This is a genomic window from Peribacillus simplex NBRC 15720 = DSM 1321 (genome assembly GCF_002243645.1).
Classification (GTDB): Bacteria; Bacillota; Bacilli; order Bacillales; family DSM-1321; genus Peribacillus; species Peribacillus simplex.
On sequence record NZ_CP017704.1, the window covers coordinates 262,414 to 282,894 of the forward strand.

Genomic DNA, 20,481 nt, shown 5'->3' on the forward strand with positions numbered 1-20,481 from the left:
ATGATTATTTTATAATTTATTTCAATGTTTTGTAGTTAACTTTATTTTTTTATGATTAATTTCACAAATTACATTGTTATGAAATAAATAAAAAAGGACGATTCATTTATTGAATCGTCCTTTTTTATAATCCAGACCGATATGCTGATGGTGTACAAGCTTCAAGCAGTTTGAATTTGGCATTGAAATAAGTTTGATGTGAATAGCCGGCTAATTGTGAGATTTCCTCCAATGATAAATCCGTTTCCTTTAATAAACGTTTAGCTTCCCTAATTCGAACTTGATGCAGCGTATTTCGAAAAGACTCGCCGGATTCAGCTGCAAAACGACGGCTGAGTGTGCTTTTATTGATACGCAGAGTATCTGCACAACTCGCTAGATTCCACTGGGCGTCCCAATAGTTGGACTCGATCAGCTCTCTTGCTTTTTCGCTAAGTGTGCGTGCCCCTTCCTGTAATTGTCCATGATCCTGCAGAAGCATATGGGTGGTGAATGCATGCAGCTCTTTTACTATTTGATGAATGACAGGTTTATGTACAATTTGCTGAAATACATCATAGTATATTGCTTCTAAAGAGGCAGTTTGCAAGTTGTAGGATTTCATATGCCTACGAATCTGCGCGAGTACGCTTGTAAGGCGGATACGAACGATTTCCGGGTCGGGGTATGGTCGTTCATAAGTAAGGAATTCACGTTCAATCCAGTTCCTGATGGCTTTCGCATCCCGCCTTTCGAGCATTTCTATCCAAAGTCTTTGTTCAAGAGGAGTGAGGAATGGATCCATTTCTTGAGGCGAAGTCTGTTGACTTTCGGCTAAAATGATATCATATCCATCGAAAAAGATTTGTCTCGTAAATTCACGTGTTTGCTGATACATCCTTTTTAAAGACTCATCTGAAGTTGCCGCTTTTATTATGATGGCAAGGGGCTCATCCATTCTTTCTTTCCAGTGAGCAAGGAACGCTTGGTACTCTTCCTTATATACCTCCATTTCCTTTGTTTCCTGAACACATAAAATAAAATCCGATAAAGCAAAGATTTGATTCTTCCCAGTAAAAGAATATCGTTGCAGTTCATCGTAAACTAAAGGAAGGGTCTTGTTATCAGGTGTCAAAAAAGCGACCATGGTTATTCGACTTTCATGCCTCCGGTCCGTCAAGAAGAAATCAGGATACCCAATATCCAGAGCATTCTCATCATCCATGGTGTTTGTCGAAAGTAGACCTGGACCATTTCTCAATTGAAAACGCAATTGTTGGATATGTTTTACCAAATCCGCCGAAGAAAAAGGACGGAATAAAACATCTTCAGCACGAAAACGTAAGGCTCGGTAAGCCGTTTGAAAGATTCGCTCAGATGAAATGCCTAACCATCGAATTCCCCTCCGCTTTAAAGAAACACCAATCGCCTCACTTTCATCCGTCCAAATATCCATATCCAAAATAACGAATTCCGGTTGCTGATTGCGCATGCCCTTTTCAAATTCTTCAATCGTTTTCCATAAGATCAGTTTAACTCCCGTTAGGTGGGACTCCACTATCCACCGAATTCCTTGAGCCTCAATCTCATCTTTTGCCACCAAATGAATTTCCACATCATCACCTCATTTCTGCTGTTATTCCTGTAATGAATAAATATGAAGTCAGCACTTGAAAAGAAAAGGAAAGGAATCCCTGGTCTTTTCGAATGCACTTGTATCTCATCTCCATTCTAATCCCGCCGAAAACTACAAACAAGTCTTATTGGGCAGAACCTGCGATATAGATTAAATATTGACATGCTTAACTGGAATTTTCATCCCATATATATGTACTTCCTATATGAAAATATAAAAAGAAACATCATGGAAACCTTGTGATTTCCAATGATGTTTCTTTTTTAGTCACTTTTAATCTTCAGTACATTTAGAAGCGTTATAATTGATTAATATTGACTTCAACTTCTTTTACGATGTTTTCATCTGAAGCACTTGTCAATTTTAATGATAATAGGGTGATGACTCCTATAACAAGTAATCCAGATAAAATAAACATCCCTTGAGTAAATGCAACAGTTCCGAGAATCATCGGTCCTACAAAACCGCCTAAAGACGCAAATGAATTGACTATGGCTATTCCCACTGGTGCAGTGGACTCAGTGAAGAAAAATGTCATATAGGCAAAGAAACATCCACTGAATCCGTATAAACCGAAAGATGTAATCGTTAACATAAGCACCATCATAAAGACACTATCCGAAAATCCGCACCCAATAAATCCGACAACTGCTATCATGAGACAAACGAGCAAGTGTGATTTATGTTCATTGGTCCGATCTGAATTCCAGCCTACAAACATAATGGCAGGTATACCGACTAACGATGGAATCATCGCTAACCAGCCTATTTCTAAATTGGTTGTTGCATTTTCCGATAAAGATTTTATGATTGTTGGCATCCAGAATGACAATCCATAGATAGATGTGTACCCTGCGAAATAAAAAATGGCCAACTTCCAGATTTTCAAATCTTTCAGCATATCAAGCTTAGTGACTTTATTTATTTTCGAGCTAACTTTCCTTTCTGCACTCAATTCCCCTTCTAACCAATCACTTTCTTCCTTAGATAACCATTTAGCGTTCGTCGGTCTATTAGTTAAATAGAAAACAACAACAACACCAATAATAATGGCCGGAATGCCTTCAAGGATGAACATCCATCTCCACCCTGCCATACCCAACCAGGAAATATTGTCAAGAATCCATGTCGACATAGGCGCACCAATCAATCCGCCAATCGGTAGGGCTAAAAGCAAAACCGCTGTTGCCCTTCCTCTTTCGCGGGCCCTGAACCAATAAGTTAAATACAAAATTATACCTGGGAAAAACCCAGCTTCGGCGACACCTAATAAAAAACGGAGAATATATAAATGCATCGTTGTTTGCGCAAAACCTGTTAATATTACCACGAGCCCCCACGAAATCATTATACGGGCAATCCATATCCGAGCTCCCACTTTATGCATGATCATGTTGCTTGGAACTTCAAAAAAGAAATAGCCTATGAAGAAAATACCAGAAAGCAATCCAAAAACTTCAGCGGATAAGGCTAATTCAGCATTCATTTGTAAAGCAGCATAGCCTAAATTGACCCTGTCCAAGTAAGCGATGATATACAGGATCAAGATAAATGGAAGAATCCGTTTCATCGTTTTACTGATCGTTCTTTTCTCTATTTCACCACTGGAATGATTCATGATTATTTCCTCCCTTTTCATGCTACTATTTCCCCAAAAATAATCCGTTTACCGCACATCTCTTTTCCTGCTTCCCGACACTCTGGTTCATTCCTAGGACTCTCAATTTATCCTGATACCACCACCCTCCATTTACATATACTGAATCCAACAATATTTTAAATACAATCCATATACTCAGGGCTAAAGAGGAATAAGCCTTTCTACAAGACAGTAACCAATTGTATAGGAATCTTAAGAAAAATCTAACCAACCTATTCACCTTATTCTTCTACTTGAAAAACCTCCTATTTAAACTGAATTAACCTTCCCCATACTTGTCTTAAAATCTCGTAAGCGCTTTCTAAATTTACAAAATGCAATTAAGAAAGCGTTGTGATTATTCATGATCTACGTTAGATTAAATAGACCATCATTCATTTAACTAGACTGTAGTCTGATATTAAACTATACAGGAATATTCTGTCAATTATCATTTGGAGGTTTTTATGGTTGAACCCAGAAAGAAACAGCTTAGGGGAGAAAAGACTCGTGAAAAAATTTTAAAAATATCTTTAAAGCTATTTAGCGAAAAAGGTTATGATAAAGTTACCGTTGACGAAATCGTGAAAAAAAGCGGCACATCAAAAGGGTCATTTTACCAACACTTTTCAGCGAAATCGGACATTTTTTTAGTGAGATTCATAGAAGTCGATGATTACTATCGAGAAGTCTTCCGCTCGTTCCCAGTCGATATGGACGCTACCGAGAAATTGTTTATTTTCATACGAAAATTGATGCGTTTTTTGGAAGAAGAAATGGGCAAAGATTTAATGAAAGTGATTTACAGTTCCGCTTTAGATTCAAAAGAACATACTTACTTTTTAAATTCAAATCGCTCACTCTTCCAAATTATCCGTTCATTAATTGAAGAGGCGAAAGAACAAAACGACATTGGCACTGACCAATCAGTTAACGAAATTTCACAACTTATCACCCAAAGCCTGATGGGAATTATCTATCATTGGGGATTAAATAACTCAGAACAAAGCTTGGAATCACTTTCCATACCGCTAACCAAAACAATCATTAATGGGCTGAAAACTAAGAACTAATACATAAATCAAAAGATTCATTTTCAAAAAACTGACATTTAATTCAATATTAACCCCAATCTCACTGAATGGTAAGGGTAACTCCATTAGTCTATAAAGTTCATACTTTCATTATTTCAATTGAGTGTCAAACATATTAAACAAGGAGTCGAAAGCCAGATATCATGAAACGATTTTTCTTTATCATCCTATATGCACTATTATTTGGATTATCACTGCAGTCTTTTAATTTCAAGCTTGACCACCCTATTGCAGAAGATATTAGCCGGCTGATGCCAGTTAAAATGAAAGCGATAAAGGCAGAAGATAGTGAAGAAGCAATCAAAAAGGTTGTTTTGGATGCCGAAAAAAACGACGATCCCATTTCCATTGCCGGAATGCAGCATAGCCAAGGAGGTCAAACGTTATATCCAAACGGGATCCTGCTCGATATGAAGCACTATGATGAAATACTTGATTTGGATGTAAAAGAAAAACGCATCACGGTCCAAAGCGGAGCAACCTGGGCTGTTCTCCAGGAATATATCAATCCATATGGACTTGCCCTGAAGGTCAGTCAATCTCAAAACATTTTTACCATTGGCGGTTCTTTGAGCGTTAATGTCCATGGACGCGATATCCGTCATCATGCCTTGATAGAAACCGTGGAATCTTTTAGATTGCTTAACGCAAAAGGACAAATCCTAACAGTGAGCCGCGAAGAAAATTCGGAGCTCTTCCATTCGGTTATTGGCGGGTATGGTTTGTTTGGAGTAATTCTCGATGTAACACTCCACCTTACCGATGACGAACTTTATAAAATTAAAACTAAATCACTCCATTATGATGAATATACGTCGTACTTTAAAAGGGATGTTCTTCAAAACGATGATGTTAAAATGCATCTGGCAAGAATATCTGTTGCTCCTGACTCCTATTTGGATGAAATGTATGTAACGGATTATTATAGGGCAAATGACCAAACAAGGCTATCTAGCTACAATTCTCTCAAACGGGAAACGATCATTGCCGTGCCTAAATTCTTTCTTGGCCTCTCACGTTATAATGACTGGGGTAAAAAAAGGTTTTGGGAAACTCAAAAATCCTACACTGCCAATATTGATGGTAACTTGGTTTCGAGAAATAATGTGATGCGGTCGGACTCTGCCTTTATGGATTACAGCAACCCATCCAAAACCGAAGTGCTGCAAGAATACTTTGTTCCGATTGATCAATTTGCTGATTATATCGATGATTTAAGAAGAACCTTATCTGATGAGAAAGATTTTAATTTATTAAACATTACAATTCGTTATGTGGAACATAATGATGAATCACTCATGTCCTATGCCAAGGATGATATGTTCGCTCTAGTGATGCTCATCAATCAAGGGACAGATAACGAAAGTAAGGAAAATACGGGAAGGGTCATCCGTAACATGATTAATGTGACGCTTGACCATAACGGCAGCTACTATTTGCCCTATTATGGGTATCCAACCAAGACACAATTATTTGAAGCGTATCCGCGTACTGAGGAATTCTTTCGATTAAAGAAGAAATATGATCCTGATAATCGCTTCATGAATCTTTTCTATGAGGAGTATCATTCATGAATTATAAACGTTTTGTTTTTTACCAAGGCACTGTAGGAATGGCTGCCAGCATGATTTTCCCTTTTTATATTTTGCTAATCAAAAATGTAGGCACCAGTTATTCGCAATTCGGGTGGGCATATGGAATATTCTCACTGACTGCAGCACTTTGCTATCCTTTAATCGGAAAATTCACTGACAAATCCGGTGACAAAGCATTTCTCCTTATCTATTCATGGGGGATGGCACTTATCCTTCTTGCCTTTCCTCTCGCATATGAAATTTGGCATGTATATCTCCTGCAAATCATTATGGGGGTACTTGGGGCTGTACAAAAAAACACTGAAAAAACGGTACTTGCAAGATATGTTACGAAGAAAACAGCGGGTGAGGAAATTGGAAACTACCATGTTTGGACATCCATCGGTGCTGCAGCTGCGGTGATTGCAACCGGATATTTAGTCGACTTTTTAACGATTGGCAGCATCTTTTACCTTGCATCCTTAATGTTTGCCTGGAGTGGATTTATTATAATGAAGATGGATAAAAATGCTTCACTATCTAATGCAGAATAAATAAATATAAGCATTTATTACTGGTTAGCGCTAATAAATCAGTTACCTTTAGTAGAAGAAGCATCTGCATTAACCTCAGCAGATGCTTCTTCTACTATATAAATCATTTGCGGATCAAAAAACAAAAAATGATCTTACAAAGATATATTAAACCCGCTCCCCTTTTCTCAATTTGGTTTCGTTAAATATACGAATTCTAAACTTACTGCGTTTATTAGTACAATTAAAGATAACGGACCAGAGCACATATAATAAAATACTACGTTCTTATCAACTTGGTTATTATTTTCCGTCTAAAAAAACTAATGACATCATAATTATACCCATTCCAATCAACTGATGAATAGACAACGCTTCATGTAAAAAGAAAAAGCCTAAAATCATTCCGATGACCGGCACTATATAATTACTATATGAGGTAAATAATGCGCCTTCTTGCCGAATCAGCCTATTAAATAATGCATAAACAACACCTGCATGGAAAATGCCTAAAATCGCTAAGTAGATAGATTGAGATCGTGCTAAATCCAATTTGAAAGATTGCTCAAAAAAAAGGGACATGGGAATGAGCAATGCACTGGCAATCAGTAATACATTTCTCATATGAATAACGGAAGATCCCTCGTTTAATTTCTCCATGAAAATCAATGATAATCCAAAACTCATGGCAGCCAATATCAATAGGATGTTACCCTGAATACTGTTAGAAAGGTCTTGGAATCCTTGTGTTGGCCAGGAAAGGAAGACAATACCTGCAAATCCGAATAGGATACTTGTAATCTCCGGCCTTGTGCTTTTTCTTTTGAAAAATGCTAGTAATAAGAGGATGGTAAAGATAGGAACCATCCCAATCAGCACCGCTGCGATACTGCTAGGCACCGATTTCTGACCTTGTGCAATAAACACGAATGGTAGTACAACCTCGAAAAAAGCAATGATTATATACCATTTATAATAACTCCTAGGTACTCTTCGCTCTTCTTTTGATAAAAAAAAACCAATTAAGAGTAAACAGATACCGCCGATACATGCTTTGATGGCTGACAATGTAATAACCCCAACATTTTCTATAACTAATTCAATAAAGAAGAATTGAGATCCCCATATACCACTAATCAAGAGTAACAACACATATTTATTCATTCACTTTACCTCCCTTTTCAGCAATGGATCGGCAATAGTCTTACTTATATGCTTTGATTGAATTCCACCAAAATAATTCGTGCCAATTACCCCAACAAGAATAATCATTGCACCTATAATATGATAATAATGAATCGATTCATGTAAGAAAAGCACCCCTGCTATAATCGTAATCAATGTCGCTAAATTACTAAAAACGCTCATTTTAGATGCTGGTAATATAGATAATGCATAGTTTGATAAAAAAGCGGTAAGCAGTGACGATAATACCCCAAGATATACGATTGAAATGAGGAATGCACTACTTGTGAAGGGTAATAAAAAGCTACTAATAGATTGGTTAATTATATGGTTGATGATGGCCATACTATTAAAAGTCACAAAACCAAAGAATGTCATCACATAAGTTAACGTAAATAGTGAATATTTCTTTGTTACCTTCCTCGCTACCACATTATAGAGAGCGGCAGCAATCGAGGATAATAAGATTAGGATCGTTCCTTTCAAACTGTGAGCCGCAAGTTGCAAGTCATTCATGACAAAGATAAAGATAACCCCCATCACAGAAAAATAAAGGGAAATTTTTTGACCTTTACCTGCGTATTCTTTCAAAAATAATGAAGCTGATAATAACGTGAAAATTGGTATGGTCGCTTGGATAATACCCGCTTCTGAAGATGAGGTATATACGAGACCAAACACTTGAAATGTAAAGAAAAAAATTGGATAAAGCAACACTAACGGAAGAATCTTCAAAGTATCGGTTGCGCTCATTTTCACTGATGTCCTCCGATACAGCTTAAAAATTATCGCGATCAAAAAAGCCATCGTAAATCGATGTGCCAATGTATCTAGCGGACTCGCTTCCATTAATGATATTTTTGTAAAAATAAATGAAAATCCAATAATAAAGGCATATAGTATCGCCGCAATATAGGCTTTTTTATGTTCTGGCATATTGAGTAAATCCTCCTTTTCAACACCCGGCCGGTTGTTAGTATCGTATTAAAAGTTCCACTACGATACAATACAAATTAGAAGCATCTGTAACGGTACAGTTTTTAGGAGGTATTCATGTTAAAATACGTAGCTTTGTGTAATGAATTTGAATCTCTCATCCAGAATGGACAGCTCAAAGCGGGCTTTAAACTCCCATCGATTCGTCAATTAAGCGAACAACATCAATGTAGTAAAAGTACAGTTTTGAAAGCTCTGCAAGAATTGGAAAAGAAGCATTTAATCTACGCGGTTCCTAAAAGTGGATATTATGTCGTTCAAAAAGAATTTGATGGTAAAAGAAAACCAACAGCGGAAATCGACTTTGTTACTTCCGCTCCCGCTTGGCATCAATTTCCGTATCATGACTTTCAACATTGCATCAACAAAGCCATCGATACCTATCAGCAAGAATTGTTTATCTATGGCACTCCAAAAGGACTACCCTCTTTAATAAAAGTGATACAAAAACAATTAGAGCAGTATCAGGTTTTCGCCAAAGAAGAACAGATTTTCATTACTTCAGGCGTGCAACAAGCACTTTCCTTATTAACGTTCATCCCTTTTCCAAATGAACGTACCCATATACTAGTTGAACAGCCTAGTTATCATCTATTTGTGGAGCAATTAAAAGCGTACAAGATTTCCGTGCTAGGAATCCAACGAACTGCAGAAGGTATTGATTTAGAGGAATTAGAGCGGATTTTTAGCAGTCAGGAAATTAAATTCTTTTATACGATGCCTCGTTTCCATAATCCGTTAGGGACTTCTTACTCTAAAAAGGACAAAGAAGAGATACTAAAACTTGCTGTAAAGTATGGTGTCTATATTGTAGAAGATGATTATTTAGCAGATTTCGAAGAGAATATGAAGGTAGACCCCATTTTTTCCGGGGATACTCATCAAATGGTCATTTATTTAAAAAGCTTCTCTAAAATAATGTTTCCAGGACTACGCATAGGTGTTGCCGTATTGCCTAAACCATTAGCGGTCAGCTTCCAACTATATAAAAGAACAGCTGATATTGATAGTTCCATGATTTCACAAGCAGCCTTGGAAATCTACATAAAAAGCGGTATGTTTGAACGCCATAGAAACAAGGTACGGCTCTCCTATTTAGGGCGTGCAAATTTGCTATATGATGCTCTAGAAAAGCACTCTACTCCAGGCTTTTATCGCCCAGCATCCATATGTATGAACGCACATATCGTACTGCCTCATCGTTTAAATAGTGCTCACCTCATCAAAAACTTACAAAATCAACAAGTACTGGTAGAGACTATAGGTCAAAATTATATAGATGGCTTTCACCAGGAAAAAATATTAAAACTAAACGTGTCCAATACAAATATACAAAAACTTGACCAAGGAATAGCTCTTATTTTTAAAGAATTGAATAAAAAGGAAAATTATTACTTATAAAACTTTTACATAAGGTATAGTCACCTTTTCTTATTGTAATACTGAAAAAACATAGGCAAATGAGCACAAACAAAAAAGAGCCAATTAGAATTGGCTCTCAACAAAGTTGCTCTTATCAGTCCTCTTTATTTATAAAATTTTATACGATCTTCAAGTGGTTTGAATTCTTTATCACCCGGTTGAGCTGTTGGATTTCCAAATGGCATTTGCGCAATCAATTTCCAATTACTTGGAACATCCCATTCTTTTTTCACATCATTATCAATTAGAGGGTTATAATGCTGTAAAGTTGCTCCCAATCCTTCTGCTTCAAGTGCAGTCCAAACAACTAATTGGTGCATGCCTGATGTTTGATGTGACCAGATTGGGAAGTTATCGGCATAAGTTGCAAATTGTTCTTGAAGTGATTTCACAACAGATTCATCTTCAAAGAATAATACTGAACCATATCCAGCTTTAAACGAATCCATTTTTTGTTGAGTTCCAGAGAAATCTCCCTCACCAACCGCTTTCCTTAAAGCCTGCGTCGTAATATCCCATAATTTATCATGTGCCGAGCCTGTCAAAACAACCAGGCGGGAAGATTGGGAATTAAAAGCCGATGGCGTGTGTTTTACCGCAAATTCAACAATTTCTTTAATTTTCTCATCCGATACTTGGACTTCTTTATTGATTCCATAATATGAACGTCTCTCTTTAATGGCCGTGTAAAAATCTTTTGTCATGAGTCATTCCTCCAGAGCATTTTTCTATTTAAAATGATTATTCCATTTTTTATTTCTACCTGTTTTAGTATGGGCATAAACCAACATATCATTCGCTAAAGATTGTCAATTATTCTTTAATGATTTCCTTGGTGCTTCTTTCTGTATCAATGGGCCGTACCAACTTTTCGATTTGATCCCTTTTCGGTTCTAAGAACGGTGGTAAAGATAACTTTTCCCCAAGCGTTTCATACGGCTCATCCCCCATAAATCCAGGACCATCTGTGGCAAACTCGAATAAAATTTGCGGCGCCACTCGCACGTAAAGCGACTCAAAAAAGTGACGATCAACATAACCAGACGTATGAAATTGAAAGCTTTCCATTCGTTTGATCCATTCTTCAAGAACGGAACGGTCTTCAACACGGAAGGCTGTATGGTGAACAGTCCCAAAACCCTGCCGTGCCTGAGGAAGGGTCGAATTATGCTCGACAATCACTTGTGCACCATTCCCACCTTCCCCTACTTCAAATAAGTGAAATGATCCTTCCTTGTCTATTTCTTTAAATAATAGGACTTTTTCCATCATTTCTTTAAAGTAATCGAAGTTGGCGATCCGAATGAAAATTGGTCCTAATCCTGTAATAGCGTATTCCAGAGGAATCGGTCCTTTTTGCCAAGGAATCCCAGCTGCAACTCCTTCATTATTTTCATCTGAGATCAATTGATATTGCTGATCATCAAAATCCACAAATGAAATGATTTTTTTACCAAATTGTTCTTGGATTCCTGTATTCCTTACTTCTAAACGGTCGAAGCGCTTAACCCAATACTCCAATGCCGCATCATTCGGTACACGGAAAGATGTTTTTGAAATCTCATTAGTCCCATGCACTCCTTTAGGAATACCAGGAAAATCGAAGAATGTCATGTCAGTACCTGGACCGCCAACATCGTCGGCAAAAAACAGGTGATAGGTTTGGATATCATCTTGGTTAACTGTTTTCTTGACTAAACGCATGCCTAATATATATGTGAAAAATTCATAATTCTTTTCTGCACTACTTGTTATGGCCGTTACGTGGTGTATACCTTTTAATCCATTCATAAATTATTCCTCCCATTAAAACGATTCAAATTTTGGATGTTCAGCTTTTCATTAATCCCCTATAATTTTCCTTCAAGAAGAAGTAGGCTATTCATTAAAGGCGTTTAATGTTTTACATATATTTTATTATCTCGAATTAAATTATCTTTACTTAAGGATAATTTATCATGAATGCCATTCACTGTCAACAACATTATCTCAAATTAATATATCTCAAAATCAAAATAATTTCAGACAAAAAAACACCAGTGTCAATTTTCCTTTCTATAATAGGAGAAATTGATTCTAAATATTCTTCGAAAGAAAATCCATTCTAAAGCAAATGCCATTCTGTATATGGGTTAAGTCTATAGCTATAAATAGCGGCAAAGACAATCAATCACTTCTTTGGCAAAAATGAATCAGAATTAAGTAAAACTATTATTGTGTTTCAATACGAAAGCCCCCAGGATAAAACAAAATCTTTACGTGAGGGCTATTTCGTTTCTTATTTTACGTGATGCAATTCCGCTTGTTTTCCGGATGAAGAGTTTGTGCCATCATTTTCTTTTGACTTCTTAGAAGAAAGATAAACTCCTGCGAAAATAATCAGCAGGCCAATAATTACATTAGGATTAATCGCTTCTCCAAGCAGGACATAGCCCCAAACCATAGCGGTTGCAGGAATAAGGTATGTAACCGATGCGGCTAACTCAGGGCTGCCATTTTTATTGATGTAGAAATAGATCAGCTGGCCGACCCCAGAGCCAAAGCACCCAAGACCGACTATGGCGAAAATCGTCAGCGGTTCCATCAACATCTCTGGCTTAATCGGCTCTGTTATTAGCATCCCGATCAAACCGATAACGGCACCCGTGAGCAGCGTAAACGTCGTAATGACCAATATGCTGGTACTGGAAAGAAATCTTTTCGTAAAATGACCTGCAAAACCATAACAGATGGACGCTAGCAGCATTGTCCCAATCCCGATGAATTCCTTTCCGAAAAGCTGACCGATTTGAAAATCCATCAATACTAGAATTCCGAAAAAACCAATTAGAATGCCCATCCATTGTCGGGCGGTTAGAACATATGAAAAAATGATAAATCCGATGATCCCCGTCCAGATGGGAGTGGTTGCATTTAGAATCGATGCCGTGCTGCTGTTAATCTCTGTTTCACTTAAAGGTATTAATCCCCATGCTAATCCGCAATTGAAGATTCCGACGACGACCAGTGCTTTCCACGGTAATTTCCAGTTGATTTCCCTGCGCTTCCACCATAAAATGGGAAGCAGAACAACAGCACCCGCAAAACAGCGGAGAAACACAATGCCCCAAATTCCCGCTGGCGGGAGCATCCACTTCATAAAAACAAATGATAAACCCCATATCAAACTAAGGCCGATTAAAGCCCCGTATAATCGAAGCATGATGTTCCCCCTTCCTACTTTCTTATTATGACAAAAATTGTTAGGGATTTCATATAAAATAGTGCTATATAAGATGAACTTGAAATTTTTTTCTGCCAAAATCAAAACAACACCCTATAAAGGCAAGATAAAGATGTCTTAAAAAACTAAAGAGGCTTGAGTTCATTAAAGAAGGCAAGCCAGTGTGCAGGCTCGCCTTCTTCTGAAAAATGAAGTAAAAAAACGCAGCTTGTTATTTCGTTTCTTCAGCCTACCGCCTAATACCTTTTCCTTCGAATTTCCTCTTATACCCATAAGCTAATTTGATTTTGATATTAGTAATAAGTACGTTTTATCTGCTCAAATATTTAGGTTTGTCGCCTAATAAATCAGGTTATTACTTTATTTTTTACATCGGCATCAGAATTGACCATTATTTTCATATTGGCGATGGCTACAGTTTCTCCGTTTTGTTTTTTTATTTCTTGGATGACCGTTACAACACCTTGATAGCCCTTTTCAAAAAAGTCAATCACCTTTAATTCTACATGTATCGTGTCCCCAATAAAGGTAGGGTTTGTAAATCGAACTTTCTCCAAACCATAAAATGCAACGACGATTCCTGGTTCAAATTGAAATAAGCCAGTTGCAGCCGAAAGTATAAGCATTCCGTGGGCTATCCTTTGCTTAAATTGTGTATTTTCTGCATACTCCTTATCAGTATGGAGGGGAAACCAGTCACCGCTAAATGCAGAAAACATTACTAGATCTGCTTCGGTTATAGTACGTCCTTTAGACACCCATGTTTCTCCGATTTCATATTGATGGAAATATTTATTAAACATTATTCCATTCTCCTTTTATTTGGGCTTAAATTAGTGGGCGGAAAATTCAGACATTAAATACTATATAATTTAGTGATAGTTTTTAAAATCAACACTATAAAAAATGTTTTTCGAAGACGTACTATTCGATGTAAATAGCGTTTAAAGCTAGAAATCGAAATGTATTACCAATGCTCACCGGCAAATATTTAAACGATGGCAAACAAGCTGAATATACCAATTACAAAGAATACAGCAAGTGTCTTTATAATGGTAATAACAAAAATGTCTTTATATGCCTGGCGATGTGTGAGTCCAGTAACAGCTAGAAGAGTAATTATTGCTCCGTTATGTGGCAAAGTATCAAATCCACCTGCTGACATAGCAATGACACGATGTAAAACTTCCAACGGAATGTCAAAATGAGCAGCTGTTTGTATATACGTATCCGCCAATAGGCTCAACGTAATGCTCATCCCACCAGATCCTGAACCAGTAATGCCGCACAAAACATTTGTCATGATCGCCCCATTAATTAAAGGATTCGAAAACATTCCAGTAAGATAATCTTGTATCACAGTAAAGCCTGGTAAAGCAGCTATCACACCCCCAAAACCATATTCGGTTGCCGTATTCATGGTTGCAAGCAATGCCCCACTAATCCCTATATTAATACTCGAATTGAAATTTAATTTGATAGCTTTTAAGTTTAATAAGACGGTTGCTATTATTCCGAGAATAAGAGCCATCTCTACAGACCAAACACCAATAACTTTAGACATATCAACATTTCCATAATCTTTTAACCCAATTGTAGCAAAATCAAATCCTTTGGAATACCAAAGAGGAAAAGACTCAGTAAAAAACTTATTCATCACTCCAACTAACACCAACGGAATAAAAGCAAGCCAGTCTTTTCTACTTATAGCTTTTTCAGAATCCATTCCCAACTTATTAGTCGTTTCCACCGATATTGCAGAACTAGCTGCCATTTCTGCTTCAGCAGCTTCCTTATCAATAGCTTTATCCCCAATTCCAAAATACCCTTCACCTTTTCTAGCTGCCTTATGTCGACAATGATTTAAGTATAAAAGGCTCAAGGTAATGATAAATATTGCCCCAATAATTCCTAATGTCGGTGCAGCATAGATGTCAGTTTTAAAGAATCCCGTTGGAATGACATTCTGAATTTGCGGAGACCCTGGTAGTGAATCCATGGAAAAGGTAAAAGCACTAACTGCAATTGTCGCAGGAATTAAACGCTTAGGAATATTAGCTTCGCGAAACAGCTGAGCAGCAAATGGATAGATAGCAAATACTGCAACAAACAAACTAACTCCACTATAAGTCAGGATTGCGCCCATTATCACAATGGCTAGAATGGCTTGTTTAGCCCCGATAAAACGGACAATAATTTTAGCTATGCTCTTTGCAACACCGCTTATTTCAACCAATTTCCCAAAAATAGCACCTAGTAGAAAAACCGGGAAATATAATTTAACAAATTCAACCAACTTAACCATAAATATATTAGAGAAGAAAGGTAAAACATGTCCAGGATCCGTTAAAAATACAGCAAACAAAGCGCACAATGGTGCAAAAAGTATAACAGAAAATCCTCGATATGCTAGAAACATAAGTAATCCTAGTGAAATAATAATAATCATTACATCCATATTGATTTCCCCCTTTTTCTCAAAATATAATATGTTATCATTTGTTGCTGGTTTGAATGCATTGCCCCAAGACTTCTTGGGCATCATAGTTCACTTTTCTAGTGAACATATAGAAAAGAACTCTAATTAATTTCCCGAATAGATCCATTGTTTTTTTAAAAATAACTTTATCTATTTAGTTTATTAACAAAAATTAGTTACAACAGAATCTTCTTTTTTTCAAAAATTGGACTTGACTCTTGTTTTGTCATGAGGGATTACTGATCAACGAAGTTCGGAGCTCTTTTATTAATAAATGCTTCAACGCCTTCCTTAACGTCCTTAGTCTGAAAAACATGACCAAAATTTTCAGCTTCAATCACGAGTCCATCTTCAAGTGCTTGTTCATAACCATAATCAATAGAATGCTTTGCAAAAGTTAAAGATTGTAAAGAATAATTGCAAATACATTTTGCAATTTCCATTGCTTTTTCTAAAGATCCCCCCTTTGGGACAACATGATTAACAAGCCCTATTTGTTTGGCCTCTTCTGCATTCAGTGGCTCACCAGTAAAGATCATTTCTTTTGCTTTTGCTTTACCTATCAGTCTAGGAAGTCTTTGAGTTCCCCCTGCACCTGGAAACAACCCCAATTTAATTTCAGGAAGCCCAATCCTAATTTGTTCCTCTGCAATTCGAATATCACAACTTAAGGCAAGTTCACATCCTCCACCTAATGCTAATCCGTTGATTGCAGCAATGGTTGGTCGAGATAGACGTTCAATTTTATTAAGTGGTTCCTGAAGCCAAAGTGATTTCCCCTTTCCTTCTTCGACTCCTTTTCCTACCCATCCTGGAAATTCTTTAATATCTCCACCAGCAACAAAAGCTCTTTCGCCTTCACCTGTAAGGATAATGACCTTAACATTGTAATCGCTTTCAATTTCATCCACTACAAGATTCAATTGTTCTATAACATCTGCGCTTAATACATTAACAGGTGGATTATCAATAATAATCGTTGCAATATTACCCTGTTTTGACCATGAAACAACTTGATTTTTATTCTTCATCTGCTTTCCTCCTCAACCTTTAGTGTACTTGTGGGCTCCAGATGTTCTTGCATTGTTGAAAAGTCCATCAGTGGGTAAACCCAGATATCTTGATAGAATCCTTTGTGGTTATGTGCACTTTTAAAACAAATTGAAATAATGTATTTAAAAAAACTGTACCTTTTTAACCTTTGGAAAATTCCTTATTTATTCCATACCACTAAACTGTTTTCGAAGAATAAACTTTTGAACCTTACCGGATGGGGTACGTGGAATTTCATCAACAAATGTGACCTTTCTAGGTTTTTTGTAGCTAGCAAGATGTTCCTTACAGTAATTAACAACATCTTCTTCCGTAAGTTTGGCTCCTTCTTTTTTAACAATAACAGCACATACAGCCTCAATGTATTTCGGATCAGGAATACCAATTATAGAAACTTCCTTCACTTCCTCATGGCGGTATAAGACATCTTCAATTTCCGCTGAGTAAATGTTTTCACCACCACTTCGAATCATATCCTTTTTTCTGCCTGCAATTGATAGATACCCATCATGATCGAATTTTCCCATGTCTCCTGTTTTACACCACCCATTCACAAATGTTTCCATTGTGGCATCAGGTTTCCTCCAATAACCCTCAGAAACCGCGGGACTTTTAATAGCGATTTCACCAATTTCACCAACAGGCAAGGGCGTTCCATCCTCATCGATAATATTAATTTCTGTAAGTGGCATCGGCTTTCCAACGGTATGGCCTTTTGTAAAAGCATCCTGTGGTTCAAGCGAAGCCGCAATTGGTTGTCCTTCAGTTAACCCGTAAACTTGAACAACTCCAATTTGAGGAAACCTCTTTTTTAATTGTTCTAATGCCCATGGCATTAGCGGGTCACCACCTGTATAAATAGTTTTTAAAGATTTTAGCTGATACTCTTCAATTTCAGGCAAATTTAGCATTTCATAAATCATAAAAGGGAATAAAAAAGCATCGGTCACATTTTCCTGTTCAATAACGGAAAGAATTCTTCCAATCCCGAATTCTTGGCTTTTTGTAATTATTACGCTTCCACCCATCATAAGAATAGGAAGTGCGATATCTTCCATCGCTCCAACATGGTATAGTGGTCCTGTCGTCATCGCAACTTCTCCCCCTGTAAATTTCCATTTCAGCGCTTGTATCGTAGAAAACCAGAAAGTTGTATCATGAGTCCAAATCGCACCTTTAGGTCTTCCCGTTGTGCCTGATGTGTACATCAGCATGACCGGATCGTTTAATTTAATGTTATCGACTTTGACCTCATCTACCGAACCACTTTCTAAAACACTCCAAGACTCAGACCAACCTGGGATTGAGCCATTTCTATGAGGAAGACAAAAATAACGCTCAACAGAAACATGATTACAAACTGATTCCAGCTGACTGGCTAAGTTCGAATGGAAGCACAATATTTTTGTCTGTGAATCATTTAATGCATACTCAAGTTCGGCACTTGATAGCCTAAAATTAAGTCGAACGGCAATTGCGCCGATTTTCGCAATGGCAAAATATAGACTAAAATATTCGAGACAGTTGTAAAGTAAAATACCGACACGATCCCCTTTTCGAACTCCTAATTCGTAAAGCTTGTTTGCATACGCATTTGATATATGGTGGAGATCCATGTACGTCATTGACTTTCCTACTTCTTCTTTTATTGCAATTTTTCTTGGATTTATATTATTTAAATCATTTGCCATTTTTCTTGTTATAAAACCGACATCCAATGAAATTCCTCCTTTTCAATGTAAGCAGATTCAAATTACAGATATCGAAGCGCTAAATTCAATAATGTTCAAAGTAATTCTTACTATTGCCTCTTAAATTCCATTAAATTGACCACTCGTCTTTATCGATTCCTTTCCTCCTTTCTTCTAATTTGAATGCAAGATTCATTCCAACACCTAAACCCCCTATTCTGTCTTACTTTTTCTAATTATCGAGAAATATTCAATTATTTATTTTCTGATTTTTCAGAAAAATAATCAAAAAAAAATCAACTTAAGTTAGATCAGTTGATTTTTTATTCATTCATTTTCATAATTTAAATAAAAATTAAATCTGCTCTATAGCCTTTTTTCTCCTTTAATGTGAACTTTATCTACACTAATTCGGAAATTAAAATATAAATCCGGGATTTCGGAATGAATTCTGAAATCCCGGATTTATTTTTATTAGTCAGAAATCCGATATTTTTTTATTTTATCGTAAAGGGTAGAATTCCCTATTCCAAGAGTTTCCGCAACCCGTTTTTTATCAAACTTAAACCTCCTTAACGCTTTTTCGATTGCCTTCTTTTCTGTTTCCTCCACAATATCCTTTAAACTTTCTTCTTTCATTTTAACCTTATGACCTTTTAGATAATCAGGTAAAGCATCTTTTCCGATTACTTCGTCATTTGATAGGTGAACACCTGCATCAATCACATTCTCTAGTTCTCTGATATTCCCTGGCCAGTTATATTGCTCTATTAATGAAAGCACCTCAGGATGTACAGAGGTTACTCGTTTTCCTATTCGAGATGTGACTTTATTTAAAAAATAATCTACAAGTAAAGGGATATCTTCAATTCTATCTCTTAAAGGAGGTACAAATAATTGGACAGCATTAATTCTATAAAATAGGTCTTCACGAAATAGCTTTTCTTCAACCAATTTTTCTAAAGGGCGATTTGTTGCAGCAATCACTCGAACATTTAGTTTTTTTGGATAAAGCGAACCTACAGGCTCAAATTCCTTCTCCTGAAGAACCCTTAATAACTTGACTTGCATTTGCTGAGGCATATCACCAATTTCGTCAAGGAAAACAGTCCCACCATCAGCAAATTGAAACTTTCCTATTTTACCTCCCTTGTTTGCCCCTGTAAAGGCACCTTCTTCATAACCGAAAAGTTCAGATTCTAACAAGTGTTCCGGAATTGAAGTACAATTTATTTTCACAAGTGGTTTGTCACTTCTCCCACTTAACTGATGAATGCTATGTGCTATTATTTCCTTGCCTGTACCGCTTTCTCCTCTAATTAGTACAGAGATATCACCTCTAGCAACCCTTTTCACACGTTCTTTTAACTGTTGTATTTCTTGTGAATTTCCAATTAAATTGTGTAAGGAATACTTTACTCCATTTGTAACATCTCTTTCATTTTTGTGAAAATTATGTTTTGTCAGTATCTCCTTAATGTGACTATTCATTTTGTTCCAGTCATCAAGATCACGAAACATTATTGTCCCAATCGCACCAATTATTTCCTTATTTTCGATAATAGGAATGCGATTAGCGATAACAAAATCACCACGAAGAAAATGTATATCAGCGATTTCCGATTTACCTATTTGCACGACTAGGTGTAGCCTTGTATTTTCAATTATATTCGTCACATGTTCACCAATCACTGTACTGCGTTCAACATTTAAAAATTCACAATATTTATTGCTAATATATTGAATTTTTGCGTGACTATCGACAATTACAATTCCATAATATGTACTTTCAAACACCATATCTAATAGTTTATTATTGGATAATTGTCCAGTATTCATCATTAGTTCTCCTTTACCTAGAATGCTTTACCATATAATACCACGCATTTTATTCAATATATATTTACGAAGTGAAAATTCCCCAAAAATCACTGAGTTTTATATTTCCTCTCTAGCGTAATCCAACGAATTATTTTT

Annotated in this window: 16 protein-coding genes; 4 read left to right on the forward strand and 12 right to left on the reverse strand. The window is 36.6% G+C overall.

Going from position 1 to position 20,481, the window contains the following annotated elements:
- Window positions 1-124: 124 nt before the first annotated feature.
- Window positions 125-1,594, reverse strand: coding sequence for a helix-turn-helix transcriptional regulator (locus tag BS1321_RS01250; RefSeq protein ID WP_063233457.1), 1,470 nt, complete (start codon window positions 1,592-1,594; stop codon window positions 125-127).
- Window positions 1,595-1,913: 319 nt separating this feature from the next.
- Entirely contained in the window at window positions 1,914-3,233 is a 1,320-nt protein-coding gene (locus BS1321_RS01255; protein WP_063233634.1) for an MFS transporter, read from the reverse strand.
- Window positions 3,234-3,721: 488 nt separating this feature from the next.
- Between BS1321_RS01255 and BS1321_RS01265 the strand changes: the two genes are divergently transcribed.
- The 3 genes from BS1321_RS01265 (at window position 3,722) to BS1321_RS01275 (ending at window position 6,476) form a co-directional block, all read left to right on the forward strand.
- A complete protein-coding gene (locus BS1321_RS01265) occupies window positions 3,722-4,327 on the forward strand; it encodes a TetR/AcrR family transcriptional regulator (RefSeq protein WP_063233455.1) in 606 nt (201 codons plus the stop codon).
- Window positions 4,328-4,491: 164 nt separating this feature from the next.
- On the forward strand, window positions 4,492-5,922 hold the full coding sequence (locus BS1321_RS01270; RefSeq protein ID WP_063233454.1) for an FAD-binding oxidoreductase: 1,431 nt from the start codon (window positions 4,492-4,494) through the stop codon (window positions 5,920-5,922).
- The gene (locus tag BS1321_RS01275) at window positions 5,919-6,476 is read left to right on the forward strand and encodes an MFS transporter (RefSeq protein WP_063233453.1); all 558 of its coding nucleotides are present in this window, start codon (window positions 5,919-5,921) and stop codon (window positions 6,474-6,476) included. The genes BS1321_RS01270 and BS1321_RS01275 overlap by 4 nt, the downstream gene beginning before the upstream one ends.
- A gap of 282 nt (window positions 6,477-6,758) precedes the next feature.
- On the opposite strand, the gene BS1321_RS01280 is transcribed toward BS1321_RS01275, so the two are convergent.
- A complete protein-coding gene (locus BS1321_RS01280) occupies window positions 6,759-7,619 on the reverse strand; it encodes a DMT family transporter (RefSeq protein ID WP_063233452.1) in 861 nt (286 codons plus the stop codon).
- Window positions 7,620-8,576, reverse strand: coding sequence for a DMT family transporter (locus tag BS1321_RS01285; protein WP_063233451.1), 957 nt, complete (start codon window positions 8,574-8,576; stop codon window positions 7,620-7,622).
- 117 nt (window positions 8,577-8,693) lie between these two features.
- Between BS1321_RS01285 and BS1321_RS01290 the strand changes: the two genes are divergently transcribed.
- A complete protein-coding gene (locus tag BS1321_RS01290; protein WP_063233450.1) occupies window positions 8,694-10,037 on the forward strand; it encodes an aminotransferase-like domain-containing protein in 1,344 nt (447 codons plus the stop codon).
- A gap of 125 nt (window positions 10,038-10,162) precedes the next feature.
- On the opposite strand, the gene BS1321_RS01295 is transcribed toward BS1321_RS01290, so the two are convergent.
- From BS1321_RS01295 to BS1321_RS01330, 8 genes are all read right to left on the reverse strand, one after another.
- Complete coding sequence (locus BS1321_RS01295; protein WP_063233449.1) at window positions 10,163-10,762, reverse strand: nitroreductase family protein; 600 nt, start codon at window positions 10,760-10,762, stop codon at window positions 10,163-10,165.
- Window positions 10,763-10,871: 109 nt separating this feature from the next.
- The gene (locus tag BS1321_RS01300; RefSeq protein ID WP_063233448.1) at window positions 10,872-11,849 is read right to left on the reverse strand and encodes a ring-cleaving dioxygenase; all 978 of its coding nucleotides are present in this window, start codon (window positions 11,847-11,849) and stop codon (window positions 10,872-10,874) included.
- Between the two features lie 487 nt (window positions 11,850-12,336).
- Window positions 12,337-13,260, reverse strand: coding sequence for a DMT family transporter (locus BS1321_RS01305; protein WP_063233447.1), 924 nt, complete (start codon window positions 13,258-13,260; stop codon window positions 12,337-12,339).
- Between the two features lie 368 nt (window positions 13,261-13,628).
- Complete coding sequence (locus tag BS1321_RS01310; protein ID WP_063233446.1) at window positions 13,629-14,084, reverse strand: MaoC/PaaZ C-terminal domain-containing protein; 456 nt, start codon at window positions 14,082-14,084, stop codon at window positions 13,629-13,631.
- Between the two features lie 188 nt (window positions 14,085-14,272).
- Window positions 14,273-15,739 (reverse strand): GntP family permease, encoded by a 1,467-nt coding sequence (locus BS1321_RS01315; RefSeq protein WP_063233445.1) that lies wholly within the window; start codon window positions 15,737-15,739, stop codon window positions 14,273-14,275.
- 257 nt (window positions 15,740-15,996) lie between these two features.
- Window positions 15,997-16,791 carry an enoyl-CoA hydratase/isomerase family protein gene (locus tag BS1321_RS01320; RefSeq protein ID WP_063233444.1) on the reverse strand — a complete coding sequence of 265 codons (795 nt, stop codon included), beginning with the start codon at window positions 16,789-16,791 and terminating at the stop codon, window positions 15,997-15,999.
- Window positions 16,792-16,977: 186 nt separating this feature from the next.
- The gene (locus BS1321_RS01325; RefSeq protein WP_063233443.1) at window positions 16,978-18,531 is read right to left on the reverse strand and encodes an acyl-CoA synthetase; all 1,554 of its coding nucleotides are present in this window, start codon (window positions 18,529-18,531) and stop codon (window positions 16,978-16,980) included.
- Between the two features lie 447 nt (window positions 18,532-18,978).
- Window positions 18,979-20,346, reverse strand: a complete 1,368-nt coding sequence (locus BS1321_RS01330; protein ID WP_063233442.1) for a sigma-54 interaction domain-containing protein — start codon at window positions 20,344-20,346, stop codon at window positions 18,979-18,981.
- Window positions 20,347-20,481 lie beyond the last annotated feature (135 nt).

Bases quoted from the DNA above. Each gene is read 5' to 3' on its own strand.
- BS1321_RS01255 (WP_063233634.1), bottom strand. From the start codon at position 3,233: ATGAATCATTCCAGTGGTGAAATAGAGAAAAGAACGATCAGTAAAACG.
- BS1321_RS01265 (WP_063233455.1), top strand. From the start codon at position 3,722: ATGGTTGAACCCAGAAAGAAACAGCTTAGGGGAGAAAAGACTCGTGAA.
- BS1321_RS01270 (WP_063233454.1), top strand. From the start codon at position 4,492: ATGAAACGATTTTTCTTTATCATCCTATATGCACTATTATTTGGATTA.
- BS1321_RS01275 (WP_063233453.1), top strand. From the start codon at position 5,919: ATGAATTATAAACGTTTTGTTTTTTACCAAGGCACTGTAGGAATGGCT.
- BS1321_RS01280 (WP_063233452.1), bottom strand. From the start codon at position 7,619: ATGAATAAATATGTGTTGTTACTCTTGATTAGTGGTATATGGGGATCT.
- BS1321_RS01285 (WP_063233451.1), bottom strand. From the start codon at position 8,576: ATGCCAGAACATAAAAAAGCCTATATTGCGGCGATACTATATGCCTTT.
- BS1321_RS01290 (WP_063233450.1), top strand. From the start codon at position 8,694: ATGTTAAAATACGTAGCTTTGTGTAATGAATTTGAATCTCTCATCCAG.
- BS1321_RS01295 (WP_063233449.1), bottom strand. From the start codon at position 10,762: ATGACAAAAGATTTTTACACGGCCATTAAAGAGAGACGTTCATATTAT.
- BS1321_RS01300 (WP_063233448.1), bottom strand. From the start codon at position 11,849: ATGAATGGATTAAAAGGTATACACCACGTAACGGCCATAACAAGTAGT.
- BS1321_RS01305 (WP_063233447.1), bottom strand. From the start codon at position 13,260: ATGCTTCGATTATACGGGGCTTTAATCGGCCTTAGTTTGATATGGGGT.
- BS1321_RS01310 (WP_063233446.1), bottom strand. From the start codon at position 14,084: ATGTTTAATAAATATTTCCATCAATATGAAATCGGAGAAACATGGGTG.
- BS1321_RS01315 (WP_063233445.1), bottom strand. From the start codon at position 15,739: ATGGATGTAATGATTATTATTATTTCACTAGGATTACTTATGTTTCTA.
- BS1321_RS01320 (WP_063233444.1), bottom strand. From the start codon at position 16,791: ATGAAGAATAAAAATCAAGTTGTTTCATGGTCAAAACAGGGTAATATT.
- BS1321_RS01330 (WP_063233442.1), bottom strand. From the start codon at position 20,346: ATGATGAATACTGGACAATTATCCAATAATAAACTATTAGATATGGTG.